Origin of the sequence: Agrococcus sp. SCSIO52902 (assembly GCF_022983135.1) — a bacterium.
Lineage (GTDB): Bacteria > Actinomycetota > Actinomycetes > Actinomycetales > Microbacteriaceae > Agrococcus > Agrococcus sediminis.
In genome coordinates, this window is the sequence record NZ_CP095269.1 from 279,205 (window position 1) to 293,349 (window position 14,145).

A 14,145-nucleotide genomic window follows, 5' to 3' on the forward strand; every position below is an offset into this window, starting at 1 on the left:
TCAGGGGGTGCGCGGCGGCGCGTCGTCGGCGCGCCCGTCCGCGTCGTCCGCGCGGTGCCCGGCCGGGGCATCCGGCGCCTCGGCCGAGCGCTGCTCGGCGAGCTCGGCCGCGATGCGCTCCTTCGCCTCGGCGCGGTCGCTGATGCGCCGCACCCGGCGGTTGAAGTCCCACATGAGCGCCATGATGACGATCGCCACGAGCGCCGTCGCGGTGAACCCGATCCAGCCCGGCGTGACCTGGTTGGGGTCGTAGGGCAGCTCCTCGAGCAGCAGCGGCATCATGCGTCCTCCTCGACGCCGGCGAAGAGGTCGTCCTCCGGCCCGTCGGCGGGCACGCGCGAGCGCACGAGCTCGTAGTCGTCGGTCGGCCACGTCTGGCGCAGCAGCTCGTTCGGCCAGAAGAAGAAGCGCGACTCGGGATCCACCTGGCTCGCGTGGGCCCGCAGCGCGAGGTCGCGCGCCTCGAGGTGCGCGGCCACGTCGACGCGGGTCGTCATCGTCTCGCCGCGATCGCCCATCCGCTCGGCCCATTCGCGCACGAACGGCAGCCGCTCGTCGTCGGGCGCCGTGTGCTCGAGCGCCCCCAGGAGCGCGCGCAGCCGGGCGCCGCTCATCGTGCGGTCGAAGTACACCTTCGGCACCTCCCACGGCTCGCCGAGCTCCGGCAGGCCGCGCGCCGCGTGCTCGACCGCCCACATGGTCACCTCGTGGCAGCGGATGTGGTCGGGGTGCGGGTAGCCGCCCGTCTCGTCGTAGGTCACGACCACGTGGGGCCGGAGGCGGCGGATGAGCCGCACGAGCGGGCGGCCCGAGATCTCGAGCGGGATGGTGGCGAACGAGAGCTCGCGCAGCGGCTCGCCCTCGTCGGGCATCCCCGAGTCGACGTAGCCGAGCCACGCGTGGTCGATGCCGAGCGCCTCCTGCGCCGCCGCCATCTCGAGGCGGCGCACCCCCGTCATGTCGCGCACGGCGCGGTGCAGCGGCTCGAAGCGCTCGTTGAGCACGCTGCCGCTCTCGCCGCCGGTGCAGGAGACGACCGTCACCTGCGCGCCCTCGGCGGCGTAGCGGGCGAGCGTCGCCGCGCCCTTGCTGGACTCGTCGTCAGGGTGCGCATGCACCGCGAGCAGCCGTCGCACGGGCTCTCCCCTCGAAGTGCAGCCCGAGCCGCGCCGAGCGGCGCGACGGTAGGCTGGATGGACGCACCCATCCTCCCACGACAGGCCCGCATGACCGATCTCGAAGCCCGCTACGGGCGCACGCGCAGCTGGTCGCGCCGGGAGCGGATCCTGGGCATCGCGGCGGGCGTCGCGGTGCTGGTGGTCGCGACCCTGTGGGTGTGGTGGGTCGGCACCGACCCGAGCCGCACATCTCTGCAGACGCGCGACATCGGCTTCTCGATCGTCGACGACACGACCGTCGAGGTGATCTTCGAGGTGTCGGTCGACGCGGGCACCGAAGTGTCGTGCGCGGTGCAGGCGCTCAACCCCGCGTACGGCGTCGTGGGCTGGCTCGAGCTCGACCTGCCGCCCGCCGAGGGCTTCACGAGCACCCACCGGGTCGAGGTGCGCACGAGCGAGCCGGCGACCACGGGATTGGTCTCGGAGTGCTGGCTGTCATAGACTGTCCCCCGGACCGGCCCACTCGGGGCCGGTTCTGTGCATATCGGGAGACCACATGAACGGCACCACGGAGACCTGGCTGACCCAGGAGGCCCACGACCGCCTGCAGGGCGAGCTGGAGCACCTGCAGGGTCCCGTCCGCGCCGAGATCGCCAAGCGCATCGAGGAGGCCCGCGACGAGGGCGACCTCAAGGAGAACGGCGGCTACCACGCGGCCAAGGACGACCAGGCGCAGATCGAGGCCCGCATCGCCCAGCTCACGCAGCTGCTGCGCACCGCCAAGGTCGGCGATGCGCCCACGGCGAGCGGCGTCGTCGAGCTCGGCACCGTCGTCACTGCGACGATCGCCGGCGACGAGACCACCTTCCTGGTCGGCAACCGCGAGATCGCGGAGGCCGGCGACGACCTCGACGTCTACAGCGAGGCGAGCCCGCTCGGCGCGGCGATCCTCGGCCTGAAGATCGGCGAGAAGGCCAGCTACCAGACGCCGTCGGGCGCGACGATCGACGTCGAGATCACCGACGTGCAGACGTACCGCGGCTAGGCACGCGCACCGCGGCCGACCGCCGCGACCGACGAAGGGCCCCGCGCTGCGCGGGGCCCTTCGTCGTGCGGCAGCGCGGCTGCGGTCTAGAGCACCTGCGGCTCGTAGCCCGCGCGCCGGAGCGCCTGGAGCACCCGCTCGGCGTGCTCGGGCCCGCGCGTCGTGACCGAGATGTCGATCGAGACGTCGGTGATCGACGTCCACGCGTCGTGCTGCGTGTGCAGCACCTCGACGACGTTGGCCTGCTCGTCGGAGACGATCTGCGCGATGATCGCGAGCTGGCCCGGCCGGTCGGGCAGGGCCATCCGCACCTTCAGGTAGCGCTGCGACGCCGCGAGGCCGCGCGAGATGACCCGCTCCATGAACAGCGGGTCGACGTTGCCGCCCGAGAGCACCGCGACCGTCGGGCCGTCGGCCGCGACGAGCCCGGTCATGATCGCCGCGATCGCCACCGCCCCGGCCGGCTCGACGACGAGCTTCGCGCGCTCGAGCAGCACGATGAGCGCCCGCGCGATGTCGTCGTCGGAGACCGTGACGACCTCGTCGACGGCGTCGCGGATGATCGCGAACGGCAGGGCGCCAGGGCGCGCGACCGCGATGCCGTCGGCGATGGTCGGGCGCGTGACGATCGTCGTCGGCTCCCCCGCCGCGAGCGAGTCGACGTAGCTCGCCGCGCGCTCCGCCTGCACGCCGATGATGCGGATCTCGCGGCCGTCGAGCGCGGCGCGCTGCCGGATGGCGGAGGCGACCCCGGCCGCGAGCCCGCCGCCGCCGATCGGCACGACCACCGTCGTCGCATCCGGCACCTGGTCGAGGATCTCGAGCCCGAGCGTGCCCTGCCCCTCGATGATGTCGGGGTGGTCGTAGGGCGGCACGAAGGTCGCGCCGGTGCGCTCGACGTGCTCGATCGCGGCGGCGAGCGCCGTCTGGAAGTCGAGGCCGCGCAGCTCGACCGCCGCGCCGTAGTCGCGCGTCGCCTGGAGCTTGGGCAGCGCGACGCCGACGGGCATGAAGATCGTCGAGCGCATGCCGAGCTCGGTCGCGGCGAACGCGACGCCCTGCGCGTGGTTGCCGGCGGATGCGGCGACGACGCCGCGGGCGCGCTGCTCGGCGTCGAGCTTCGCGAGCATGTTGTAGGCGCCGCGGATCTTGTAGGCGCCGGTGCGCTGCAGGTTCTCGCACTTGAGGAACACCTCGGCGCCGAGCATGCCGCTCAGGTAGCGCGAGCGCTCCATCGGCGTGACCTGCACGACGTCGACGAGGCGCGCGCGGGCGGCCTCGAAGCCGGCGAGGTCGGGGCCGGGCAGGGCCGACCCGGTCGGGGCCGGGGCTGCGGTGCCGGGCAGCGCGGCGGCTCCCGGTCGGGTCGTGTCGGTCATCGGACGACGTCCTCCACGGATGGGTCGGGGTTGGTGCGCCAGGATCCGGTCGCGATGGTCTTGACGAAGTTGTTGAGGAACGCGACCACGGGCACGGCGAAGAACGCGCCCGCGATGCCCGCGATCGTCGAGCCGGCGCCGACCGCGAGCACGACCGCGAGCGGGTGCACCTTGACGGCCGTGCCCATGATGAGCGGCTGCAGCACGTGGCTCTCGATCTGCTGCACGAGCAGCACGATGCCGAGCATGATGACCGCCGGCCAGAAGCCGAACGAGACGAGCACGACGAGCACCGCGATGGTGCCCGTGACGATCGCGCCGATGATGGGGATGAACGAGCCGAGGAAGACGAGGATCGCGATCGGCAGCACGATCGGCATGCCGCCCTCGAAGAACAGCCCCAGGATGAAAGCGCCGAGGCCGATGCCGACCGCGTCGATGAACGCGACGAGCACCTGCACCCGCACGAAGTTGCCGAGCGTCACCCAGCCGGCGCGGGCCGCGCCGTCGGTGGCGGCCTGCGCGTTCTTCGGCAGCACGCCCACGAGCCAGCGCCAGATCCGCTGGCCGTCGGCGAGCACGAAGATGAGCGCGAAGAGCGTCAGCAGCACGCCCGCGAGGAAGTGTCCGACGGACGAGCCGACCGACAGCGCGCTCGAGAGCACGGAGGAGACGTCGTCGCGGATCGTGCCGATGATGTTGGTGCCGAACCCCTGCAGATCCTGCTCGTCGATCTCGAACGGGAGCGACAGGATCCAGCCCCGCGTCTCATCCCAGAACGCGACCGCCTGCTCCTGCAGCGCCGGGTACTCGTCGCGGATCTGCGAGACCGCGAGCCAGCCGAGCGCGACGACCCCGACGAGCAGGCCCACGATCGACACCGCGACCGCGAGCCCGCGCGGCCAGCGGGCGCGCACGAGGCCGTCGACGACGGGCAGCAGCGCGGTGGTGATGAGGGCCGCGACCAGCAGCGGGATGACCACGATGCGGAAGACGACGATGAGCCAGATGACGATCGCGGCGGCCGCGGCGACGGCGACGAAGCGCCATGCCCAGGCGCCGGCGATGCGCATGCCGCGGGGCACCACCTCGTCGACCGCTCCCGAGGGCGCGTCAGGCCCCTCGGGCGTGGAGCGTCGGAGGACCATTGGTCGATCCTACGGCGCGGGACGGTCACGGCGCGGGCATGCGTCGGCGGCCGTTGCTAGCCTCCGAGGCGTGACCGCAGCCCGCATCTCCGCCGCCCAGGCGCGCCGCATCGCGATCGCCGCGGGCGGGCTCGACGGGGCGCTGCCCGGCGAGCGCGGCCGCACCGGCGCCAAGACCCTGCAGCGGGCCCTCGCCCGGCTCGGCCTCCTGCAGCTCGACTCGGTGAACGTGTTCGAGCGCAGCCACTACCTGCCGCTGCTGAGCCGGCTCGGGCCCTACGACCGCACCGCGCTCGACCGGCTGCTGCACCACGACCACGGGCGGCGGCTCGGCGGCTACACCGAGTACGTCGCGCACGAGGCCGCGGTCATCGACGTCGCCGACTGGCCACTGTGGGCGTGGAAGCGGCAGCAGCCGATGCGCCCGAGCGACGAGCGGTGGGCCGCCGAGCACTCGACGCTCATCGACGGCGTGCTGTCGGAGTTCGCCGAGCGCGGGCCGATCCGGCCGAGCGAGATGGAGCATCCGGCGCACGAGCGGCTGCCGGGCGGGTGGTGGAACAAGTCGGATGCGTACTGGGCGACGGCCGTGCTCTTCCGGCGCGGCGAGCTGGTCACCGTGGGCCGCTCGCGGTTCGAGCGCCGCTACGCGGTCGCCGACGCGGTGCTGCCCGAGGCCGCGCGCGGGGAGGTCGAGCGCGGCGAGGCGCACCGGGTGCTCGTGGCGCGCGCCGCCGAGGCGTACGGCGTCGCGACGCTCGACGACCTCGCCGACTACCACCGCCTCAAGCGCGCCGAGACGCAGGAGGCGGTGGATGCGCTCGTCGACGCGGGCGAGCTCGAACCGGTGTCGGTCGAGGGCTGGGGCCGCCCCGCCTACCGGTGGGCGCGGGCGCGCAACCCCCGCCGCGTGCGCGCGACGGCCCTGCTGTCGCCGTTCGACCCCATCGTCTGGCACCGCCCCCGCGCGGAGCGGCTGTGGGGCTTCGAGTACCGCATCTCGATCTACACGCCCGCGTCGCAGCGCGCGCACGGGTACTACGTGCTGCCGGTGCTGGTCGACGACGAGCTCGTCGGCCGCGTCGACCTCAAGAGCGACCGCCGAGCCGGCGTGCTGCGCGTGCAGCACGCGACCGTCGAGCCGTCGCACGCCGCGCGGGCCGGTGAGCTGGCCGAGCGGCTCGCGCCCGCGCTCGCCGAGGCGGCGGCGTGGCAGGGCCTCGGCAGCGTCGAGGTGACGGGACCGGGCACGTGGGCGCGCGAGGTCGCGGCGGCGGTGCGGCGGGGCTGACGCCGACCCCGTCCCCGCTTGGTCGAGGAGCGCGCGGGCGGAGCCCGCACGCGTCACGAGACCTGCCGCACAGCGCCCCCGGGTGGTCTCGAGACGCCGCCTGCGGCGGCTCCTCGACCAGCGGAAGGGGCCGCGCTTGGTCGAGGAGCGCGCGGGCGCAGCCCGCACGCGTCACGAGACCGGTCGCACAGCGCGACCGGGTGGTCTCGAGACGCCGCCTGCGGCGGCTCCTCGACCAGCGGAAAGGGTCGCACGCTTCACGAGACCAGGCGCACGGGGCTAGCGGGTGGTCTCGAGACGCCGCCTGCGGCGGCTCCTCGACCAGCGGTGGTCAGAACTGGATGCGGGGCGGCTCCGCGACCGCGCCCGCCTGGTCGACCTCGAAGAACTCGCGCGGCACGCCCGCGGAGCCCTTGAACAGCGACGTCGGGAACCGGCGGCCCTTGGCGTTCAGCTCGCGCGCCCCCGTGTTGTAGTCGCGGCGGCGCGCCTGCGCCTCGTCGTCGAGCGCCGCGAGCGCGGCTCGTGCATCCGCGGCCGCCGATCCCGTGGGCTGCGACCCGGCCGCCTGCACGAGCGGGCGCAGCGCCCGCTGCACCGCGGCCTCCGCCTCGGCCTTCTCCCCCGGCAGCCGCGCGCTCTCGAGCCGGCCGAAGGCATCCGCCGCCGTGCGGCGCTGCCCCTCGTCGGCGGTCGACAGCAGCGGATCGGCCACGTCGCGGCGCCGATCGAGCGTCTCGGCAAGGGCGCTCCAGCGCGCGTCGACCGTCTCGGCGAGGCGCCGCATCGACGCGGCGGCCGAGGCCGTCCACACGACGAGGACGAGCACGACGACGACGATCGCGCCGATCGCGATCCAGAGCCAGAGGAGGGGGTCTTCCATGCCCTCCACTGTAGGACGGTCAGGCCCCGAGCACCCTGCGCGTCCACGAGCTCGCGAAGACGCGCGCGGGGTCGAGCTCGTCGCGCGCCTGGGCGAACGCGGCGAAGCCCGGGAAGCGCTCGGCGAGCTCGGGCGCCCGCAGCGAGTGCAGCTTGCCCCAGTGCGGCCGGCCGTCGTGCGCGAGCAGGATGGGCTCGACGATCTCGAACAGCGGCCGGGGATCCTCGCGCCACCACCGGTGCGCCGCGATGTAGCCGGTGTCGCGCCCGAGCGCCGTCGACAGGTGGGCGTCGTCGGCGGCGGCCGCGCGCAGCTCGAACGGGAACGTCAGCACGAGGTCGGCGCGACGCAGCGCCCGGTCGATCTCGCGCAGCGCCTCGGGCACGGCCGCGACCGGCAGCCCGTACTCGAGCTCGCGGAACCGCACCGCGCGCGGCGCCGCGAACACCTCGTGGCTCGGCTCGACGAACCTCCCGCGCGGCAGCAGCCGCGCCGACAGCTCGTTGAGCGGGGCCGCCGTCGCGGGCACGAGCGCGCCGAGCGCGAGCAGCGCCCGGTGGCCGACGTCGGTGAGCAGCCGCTCGTCGACGAATCGGCCGACGGCCGAGCGCGGCCGGAGCGGCCCGTCGACGCGCGTGTTCGACTTCGTCGCCGCGACCCGCGTGGCGGCGAACCAGTAGCACTCGAAGTGGTCGGTGCGCTCGAGGAGCCCCATCCAGTCGTCGAGCACGGCGTCGAGCGCCACCGTCGTCTCGACCGCGTCGAGCGCGAACGCGGGCACGCACTGCAGCGTCACGTCGACGAGCACGCCCAGCGCCCCGAGCCCCAGCCGCACGGCGGGCAGCAGGTCGGGCCGCTCCTCGTCGCTCACGCGCACGAGGCTGCCGTCGCCCGCGACGAGCGTCGCCGCGACGACGGATGCGCCGATCGAGCGGTGCGCGAGTCCCGTGCCGTGGGTGCCGGTCGAGATCGCGCCCGCGATCGTCTGCACGTCGACGTCGCCCAGGTTGTCGAGCGCGAGCCCGTGCTGCGCGAGCAGCAGCGACAGGTCGCGGATGCGCGTGCCGGCCAGCACCGTCGCCCGCCGGTGCTCGCGGTCGACGTCGAGCAGGCCGGTGAGGCCGTCGAGCCGCAGCTGTGCGTCGTCGGGCCGAGCGGCACCCGAGAACGAGTGCCCGCTGCCGACGGGGCGCATCGTGCCGCCGCGCGCGGCGACGCGCTCGACGGCGCGGCGCACCGATTCGATCGTCAGCGGCGCGTCGACCTCGCGCGGCTCGGCCCGTTGCGACCGGGCCCAGTTCGTCCACGTCACAGCAGCGCCCTCCCCTCGCCACGGTACGTGGGGATGCTGGTCACCACCTGGTCGCCCGAGACGACGTGCAGGCGGTCGGTGCGCTCGCACAGCTCGCCGGCCTTCGCATGGCGCAGCCACACGCGGTCGCCGAGCCGCAGCCGGTCGGCGGCCTCCCCGAGCACGGGCGTCTGCACCTCGCCCGCCCCCTCGCGCGGATCCAGGCGCATGCCCTCCGGCCACGCGACGAGCGGCTGCTTGTCGGCGCCCGCGGGCCCGGAGGCGACCCAGCCGCCGCCGAGCAGCGTCACCGAGCCCGGCCCCGGCCGACGCACGACCGGCAGGGCGAACGCGAGCGCCGGCGCGGGCCGGAAGCTGCGGTAGCCGTCGAAGAGGTGGGGACCGAACAGGCCGCTGCCCGCCCCGATCTCGGTGACCGACGCATCCGCCGCCGTCGACTCGATCGATCCCGTGCCGCCGCCGTTGACGAGCTCGAGCTCGGCGACCTCGCGCACCGCGGCGATCGCGGCGCCTCGCCGCTCGCGCAGCTCGCGGCGCGAGAGCTCCTGCATCGCCCGCACCGCGGCGGCCGGCGCGAGCCCGCGCGACCGGGCGTCCTGCACGCCGGCGATCTGCGCCTCGTACGCCATCACGCCCACGAGCCGGAACCCGCGACGGTCGGCGACGGCCCGCGCGAGCGCGCGCAGCTGCTCGGGGCGGTGCTGGGGCGATCGCCGCACGCCCGCCCGCAGGGGCCCCACCTCGAGCGACGCGTCGAGCTCGATCGCCACCCGCAGCTCGGGGTGGCCGGGAGCCGCGCGGTCGATCGCGTCGAGGTGCTCGACGCTGTCGACCATGAGCGTCACCCGCTCGCGCGCCAGGTCGTCGCTGGCGAGCGCGCGCAGCGCACCCCGGTCGACGGTCGGGTACCCGAGCAGCACGTCGTCGACCGTCGCGGCGAGCCAGAGCGCCTCCGGCAGGGTCGCGGCGAGCACGCCGTGCCAGCCGGGCAGGCGCAGCACAGCCTCGATCACCGGGCGGCTGCGCACCGACTTCGTGGCCAGCCGCAGACGCGTGCCGGCCGCGCGGCGCGCCATGTCGGCGGCGTTGTGCGCGAGCGCCTCGAGCGACAGCGCCGCGAACGGCCCGTCGAAGTGCGCGGTCGCCGCGTCGAGCCGGCGCCAGTGGCCTCGGCGAGCCAGGGCGCCGCACCCTCGAGCCGGATCCCGCTCACGAGCGGTCGTCGATCGTGCGCCGCACGAGCGGCACGGCGGCCTCGATGAAGCGGTGGGATGCCTCGGTGTCGTGGGTGCGCAGCCAGCAGTACGTGAGGCCGTCGGTCAGGTGCAGCACGAGCGCCGCCGCGTCGCGGGCGGGCATCGCCGCGCTCGCGCCGAAGTGCTCGCGCAGGCCCTCCACCGCATCCGTCACGGCTTCGAGGTAGCGCTCCTGCACCTCGCCCGGGAGGTGCGCGAGCGAGGGCGTGCGGCTGCAGTACGCCATGATCTCCATGATCGCGAGCTCGTACTCGGGGTGCTCGAGGAACCGCTCGAACCACAGCGTGAAGATGGCGCGGATGGCGTCGTCGAGGGTCGCGCCCTCCGGCATCGCCGCCATGGTGTTCTCCTCGGGGCGCAGCGCCACGAAGGCGTAGGCCTCGCCGATCATCTCGTCGCGCGACGAGAACACGTAGTGGAAGGTCGCGAGCGGCACGCCCGCCTCGGCGACGATCGCCCGCACGGTTGCCCCGTGCATCCCCTCGCGCGCGATCACGCGCAGCCCTGCCTCCACGAGGTCCCGACGCCGCACCGCGGCCGGCTTCCGCGCCACGCGAGCTCCGTTCTGCACGCCTACTTGGACGGGCGTCCACGACAACGATACGACAGCGCCGCGCCCCTCGGAAGGGACGCGGCGCTGTCGTGTCGCGAAGAGCGGAGCCTAGGCGTCGACCTTCGGCTTCGGGCGCGACGCGAACGTCTCGAACGCCTGGCGCGGCACCTCGCGGTCGGAGAGCTCGGCGATGTCGCGACCCAGCCAGAAGTTGTTCCACCAGCCCGTGAAGACGCGGATCTTGCGCTCCCACATCGGCATCGCGAGGCCGTGGTAGCCGCGGTGCGCCAGCCAGGCCAGCGGCCCCTTGATGGCGATCTTGCCCTTCTGGAACACGCCGTTCCAGAGGCCGAGGCCCGCGACGGCGCCCTCGTTGTCGTGGATGTACTCGCGGGGCGCGTCGCCGCGCAGCACCGCGACGATGTTCTTCGCGAGCAGCTTCGCCTGGCGCACCGCGTGCTGCGCGTTGGGCACGCAGAAGCCGCCGGGGCCGGGGGTCTTCGACTTGTCGGGCACGGCCGAGACGTCGCCCGCGGTCCAGGCGTCGGGCACGACGACGCCGTCGCGTGCCACCTGCAGCGTCGCGAGCGCGGTGATGCGGCCGCGGTCGTCGAGCGGGAGGTCGGTGGCACGAACGACAGGGTTCGCCATGACGCCGGCGGTCCAGATGATGAGGTCGGAGCCGAAGCGCTCGCCCGTGGAGAGCTCGCACACGCCGTCGAGCGCGCTCTGCAGCTGGGTCTCGAGGTGCACGTCGACGCCGCGCTTGCGGAGGTCCTCGACCACCCAGTCGGCGGTCGAGGCGCTCACCTCGGGCATGATGCGGCCCATCGCCTCGACGAGGTGGAACGCGACGTCCTCGAACGCGATCTCGGGGAAGCGCGAGAGCAGGTGCGTCGCGAAGTCGCGCAGCTCGGCGATCGTCTCGATGCCGGCGAAGCCGCCGCCGACGACCACGACGGTCAGGAGCCGGTCGCGCTCGGGGCCGGCGGGCAGCGCCGCGGCCTTCGCGAAGTTCGAGATGAGGCGGTCGCGCACGGCGGCGGCCTCCTCGATCGTCTTCATGCCGATCGCCTCGTCGGCGACGCCCGGAATCGGGAAGGTGCGCGAGACGGAGCCGGCGGTCATGACGATGACGTCGTACGCCATCGCCGTCGGCTCGCCGAGCTCGGGCTGGATCGTCGCGACCTTGGTCGCATGGTCGACGTTCGTGACCTTCGCCTGCACGACGCGGGTGCGGCTCAGGTGGCGGCGCAGCGGCACGACCGCGTGGCGCGGCTCGATGGAGCCCGCGGCGACCTCCGGCAGGAACGGCAGGTAGGTCATGTACGACAGCGGATCCACGATGGTGATCTCGGCCTCGGCCTCCCCGAGCAGACGCTCGAGCCCGCGTGCGGTGTACAGGCCGGCGTAGCCGCCGCCGACGATGAGGATCTTGGTCAAAGCGCGCTTCTTCCCCGGTATCAGATGTGGATGTGGGAGCAGTCTATCGCGGGTGGGAATCCGTGCCGGTCGCGCGCGGGCCCCGGTCCTCGGGCGGGCAGGCGCACACCTCGGGCGACCAGTCGGCGAGCGCCAGGGCGGCGTCGCCGATCGGGTTCACGCCCGGTCCGGCGGCGAGCGAGTGCGCGATCACCGCGTGCAGGCACTTCACCCGCGTCGGCATGCCGCCGGCCGAGATGCCGGCGATCTCCTCGACGTGCCCGTGGGCCTCCCGGTCGGCGAGGTACGCCGCATGGGCCGCGGCATACGCATCCGCCGTCTCGGGCTCCTCGAGCCGCCGCTGCAGCTCGGCCATCGTGCCGTCGGCCTCGAGCCGCGACGCGGAGGCGGCGGCGGCCGGATGCGTGAGGTAGTAGAAGGTGGGGAACGGCGTGCCGTCGGGCAGTCGCGGCGCCGTCACCAGGACGGTCGGCGCGCCGCACGCGCAGCGGGCGCCGATGCCGAGCACGCCGCGCATCGTGCGGCCGAGCTGGGACGCCATGATCTCGAGGTCGCGCTCGGTGGCCGGGTCGATCACTGCGGCTCCCCCACCTCGGCCGGCTCGCCGAACGACGACGGCCCGTCGTCGGTCAGGCCCGCGACGAGGAACGACGTGGCGGTCGCGGCGACCCAGTCCTCGGTCGGCTGCTCGATCGTCGCCGAGGGCACGTCGGCGGAGGCCGTCTCGAGCGCCGACCGGTCGTCGAGCAGCACGAAGCTCGTCTCGCCCGGGTAGACGAAGAACAGCCGGTCGCGCGCCTGCGCCTCGATGTAGGCGGGGTCGTCCCAGCGCGCCTGCTCCTGCTGCAGCGCCTCGACGTTCTCCTGCTGCGCCGTCACCTGCGCCTCGAGCGCGGCGATGTCGCGGCGCTGCTCGAGCAGCAGCCCGATGGAGGGCGCGAGCGTGACGACGCCGGCGAGGACGAGGCCGACCGCGACGAGCAGGAGCCACGACACGCGCAGCTGACCGGAGGCAGGACGGACGGAGGGCACCCGCCGAGGATATCGGCGAGTGCCCTCCCGTCGCGGCCGAACCGCGGGGGTCAGCCCTCGAAGCGCGGGAACGCGGCGGCGCCGGCGTACTCCGCGGCCTCGCCGAGGTCCTCCTCGATGCGCAGCAGCTGGTTGTACTTCGCGACGCGCTCGCTGCGAGCGGGGGCGCCCGTCTTGATCTGGCCAGCGTTCACGGCGACCGCGATGTCGGCGATCGTGGTGTCCTCGGTCTCGCCCGACCGGTGCGAGAGCACCGACGAGTAGCCCGCCTGCGTCGCGATGCGGATCGCGTCGAAGGTCTCGGAGAGCGTGCCGATCTGGTTGACCTTCACGAGCAGCGCGTTCGCGGCGCCGCGCTCGATGCCGTCGACGAGGCGCTCGGGGTTCGTGACGAACAGGTCGTCGCCGACGATCTGCACGCGGTCGTCGAGGCGCTCGGTGATGCCGGTCCAGCCCTCCCAGTCCTCCTCGCTCATCGGGTCCTCGATGGTGACGAGCGGGTAGGAGTCGACCAGCTCGGCGAAGTAGTCGGACATGTCGGACGCCGAGCGCTCCTGGCCCTCGAAGCGGTAGACGCCGTTCTCGAAGAACTCCGTCGCCGCCACGTCGAGGCCGAGCGCGATGTCGGTGCCGGGCGTGAAGCCCGCCTTCTCGATGGCCTGCACGAGCAGGTCGAGCGCCGTGCGGTTGCTCGCGAGGTCGGGCGCGAAGCCGCCCTCGTCGCCGAGGCCGGTAGAGAGGCCCTGCTCCTTGAGGATGCTCTTGAGCACGTGGTAGGTCTCCGTGCCCCAGCGCAGGCCCTCGCGGAACGACTCCGCGCCGATCGGCAGGATCATGAACTCCTGGATGTCGACGCCGGTGTCGGCGTGCGCGCCGCCGTTGATGACGTTCATCATCGGCACGGGCAGCAGGAACGCGTTCGGTCCGCCGAGGTAGCGGAACAGGGGCAGCTTCGCCGAGTCGGCGGCGGCCTTCGCGACCGCGAGCGAGACGCCGAGGATGGCGTTGGCGCCGAGGTTCTTCTTGTTGTCGCTGCCATCGAGCTCGATGAGCGTCGCGTCGACGACGCGCTGGTCGTCGGCGGTGAGGCCCTCGATCGCCTCGGCGATCTCCTCGTTGACCGCGTCGACGGCCTGCTCGACGCCCTTGCCGGCGTAGCGGGCGCTGTCGCCGTCGCGCAGCTCGTACGCCTCGAAGGCGCCGGTGGATGCGCCGCTCGGCACCGCGGCCCGGCCGACCGAGCCGTCCGAGAGCAGCACCTCGACCTCGACGGTCGGGTTGCCGCGGGAGTCGAGGATCTCGCGCGCCTGCAGGGTGTCGATGAGTGCCACGGGTGCTCCTAGGGTTCGCAGTGGACGGCCGCTGACGAGCCTAGTCCTGGGCGCATCCCTGCACACCCGCCCGCTGTGGGAGCGCATCCGCCCTCCCGCGCGCCTCCGCATGAGCGGCGCCTCCCTGCATCGAGTGGCGCCTCCCGACATCGAGCGGCGCGCGCGGCGGTCGAGTGGCGCCTCCGGACATCGAGTGGCGGGTCCGGGGATCGAGTGGCGCCCGCAGACATCGAGTGGCGCCTTCGCGGCGGAATCGCGGGAGTGGCCAGGGCAAGGGCCGGGGCGTCACTCGATCGCGCGAACCGCCACTCGATCGCGCGGAGCGCCACTCGATCGCGCGGAGCGCCACTCGAT

General features: G+C 73.9%; 15 protein-coding genes. 3 read left to right on the forward strand and 12 right to left on the reverse strand.

Annotation, left to right across the window (positions count from 1 at the left end; translation table 11 throughout):
- Entirely contained in the window at positions 1–282 is a 282-nt protein-coding gene (locus MU522_RS01405; protein WP_246991945.1) for a hypothetical protein, read from the reverse strand.
- A complete protein-coding gene (mca, locus tag MU522_RS01410; RefSeq protein ID WP_246991946.1) occupies positions 279–1,136 on the reverse strand; it encodes a mycothiol conjugate amidase Mca in 858 nt (285 codons plus the stop codon). The genes MU522_RS01405 and mca overlap by 4 nt, the downstream gene beginning before the upstream one ends.
- 90 nt (positions 1,137–1,226) lie before the next feature.
- Here mca and MU522_RS01415 point away from each other — a divergent pair, with 90 nt between their 5' ends.
- On the forward strand, positions 1,227–1,619 hold the full coding sequence (locus MU522_RS01415; RefSeq protein ID WP_164877096.1) for a DUF4307 domain-containing protein: 393 nt from the start codon (positions 1,227–1,229) through the stop codon (positions 1,617–1,619).
- A 55-nt stretch (positions 1,620–1,674) separates the two neighbouring features.
- Positions 1,675–2,163 carry a transcription elongation factor GreA gene (gene greA, locus MU522_RS01420; protein WP_128189391.1) on the forward strand — a complete coding sequence of 163 codons (489 nt, stop codon included), beginning with the start codon at positions 1,675–1,677 and terminating at the stop codon, positions 2,161–2,163.
- An 86-nt stretch (positions 2,164–2,249) separates the two neighbouring features.
- Here greA and ilvA read toward each other — a convergent pair whose 3' ends face one another.
- On the reverse strand, positions 2,250–3,542 hold the full coding sequence (ilvA, locus tag MU522_RS01425; RefSeq protein ID WP_246991947.1) for a threonine ammonia-lyase: 1,293 nt from the start codon (positions 3,540–3,542) through the stop codon (positions 2,250–2,252).
- Positions 3,539–4,690 (reverse strand): AI-2E family transporter, encoded by a 1,152-nt coding sequence (locus MU522_RS01430; protein ID WP_246991948.1) that lies wholly within the window; start codon positions 4,688–4,690, stop codon positions 3,539–3,541. Before MU522_RS01430 ends, ilvA begins: the two co-directional genes overlap by 4 nt.
- Positions 4,691–4,760: 70 nt before the next feature.
- On the opposite strand from MU522_RS01430, the gene MU522_RS01435 reads away from it, so the two are divergent.
- Positions 4,761–5,981, forward strand: a complete 1,221-nt coding sequence (locus tag MU522_RS01435; protein ID WP_246991949.1) for a crosslink repair DNA glycosylase YcaQ family protein — start codon at positions 4,761–4,763, stop codon at positions 5,979–5,981.
- Positions 5,982–6,312: 331 nt separating this feature from the next.
- Here MU522_RS01435 and MU522_RS01440 read toward each other — a convergent pair whose 3' ends face one another.
- The 8 genes from MU522_RS01440 to eno form a co-directional block, all read right to left on the reverse strand.
- Entirely contained in the window at positions 6,313–6,864 is a 552-nt protein-coding gene (locus tag MU522_RS01440; protein WP_246991951.1) for a LemA family protein, read from the reverse strand.
- A 19-nt stretch (positions 6,865–6,883) separates the two neighbouring features.
- Positions 6,884–8,176 (reverse strand): D-arabinono-1,4-lactone oxidase, encoded by a 1,293-nt coding sequence (locus MU522_RS01445; protein ID WP_246991953.1) that lies wholly within the window; start codon positions 8,174–8,176, stop codon positions 6,884–6,886.
- Positions 8,173–9,357 carry an alanine racemase gene (locus MU522_RS01450; protein WP_281440033.1) on the reverse strand — a complete coding sequence of 395 codons (1,185 nt, stop codon included), beginning with the start codon at positions 9,355–9,357 and terminating at the stop codon, positions 8,173–8,175. The genes MU522_RS01445 and MU522_RS01450 overlap by 4 nt, the downstream gene beginning before the upstream one ends.
- Positions 9,358–9,385: 28 nt before the next feature.
- On the reverse strand, positions 9,386–9,985 hold the full coding sequence (locus MU522_RS01455; protein WP_246991956.1) for a TetR family transcriptional regulator: 600 nt from the start codon (positions 9,983–9,985) through the stop codon (positions 9,386–9,388).
- A gap of 108 nt (positions 9,986–10,093) precedes the next feature.
- On the reverse strand, positions 10,094–11,428 hold the full coding sequence (locus MU522_RS01460) for an FAD-dependent oxidoreductase (protein WP_246991958.1): 1,335 nt from the start codon (positions 11,426–11,428) through the stop codon (positions 10,094–10,096).
- Between the two features lie 43 nt (positions 11,429–11,471).
- The gene (locus MU522_RS01465; RefSeq protein WP_246993385.1) at positions 11,472–11,969 is read right to left on the reverse strand and encodes a DUF501 domain-containing protein; all 498 of its coding nucleotides are present in this window, start codon (positions 11,967–11,969) and stop codon (positions 11,472–11,474) included.
- 32 nt (positions 11,970–12,001) lie between these two features.
- Complete coding sequence (locus MU522_RS01470) at positions 12,002–12,460, reverse strand: septum formation initiator family protein (protein WP_246991960.1); 459 nt, start codon at positions 12,458–12,460, stop codon at positions 12,002–12,004.
- 50 nt (positions 12,461–12,510) lie between these two features.
- Positions 12,511–13,791 (reverse strand): phosphopyruvate hydratase, encoded by a 1,281-nt coding sequence (gene eno, locus MU522_RS01475; RefSeq protein ID WP_128190310.1) that lies wholly within the window; start codon positions 13,789–13,791, stop codon positions 12,511–12,513.
- Between the last annotated feature and the right edge of the window lie 354 nt (positions 13,792–14,145).

Bases quoted from the DNA above. Each gene is read 5' to 3' on its own strand.
- MU522_RS01405 (WP_246991945.1), bottom strand. From the start codon at position 282: ATGATGCCGCTGCTGCTCGAGGAGCTGCCCTACGACCCCAACCAGGTC.
- MU522_RS01415 (WP_164877096.1), top strand. From the start codon at position 1,227: ATGACCGATCTCGAAGCCCGCTACGGGCGCACGCGCAGCTGGTCGCGC.
- greA (WP_128189391.1), top strand. From the start codon at position 1,675: ATGAACGGCACCACGGAGACCTGGCTGACCCAGGAGGCCCACGACCGC.
- ilvA (WP_246991947.1), bottom strand. From the start codon at position 3,542: ATGACCGACACGACCCGACCGGGAGCCGCCGCGCTGCCCGGCACCGCA.
- MU522_RS01430 (WP_246991948.1), bottom strand. From the start codon at position 4,690: ATGGTCCTCCGACGCTCCACGCCCGAGGGGCCTGACGCGCCCTCGGGA.
- MU522_RS01440 (WP_246991951.1), bottom strand. From the start codon at position 6,864: ATGGAAGACCCCCTCCTCTGGCTCTGGATCGCGATCGGCGCGATCGTC.
- MU522_RS01465 (WP_246993385.1), bottom strand. From the start codon at position 11,969: ATGGCGTCCCAGCTCGGCCGCACGATGCGCGGCGTGCTCGGCATCGGC.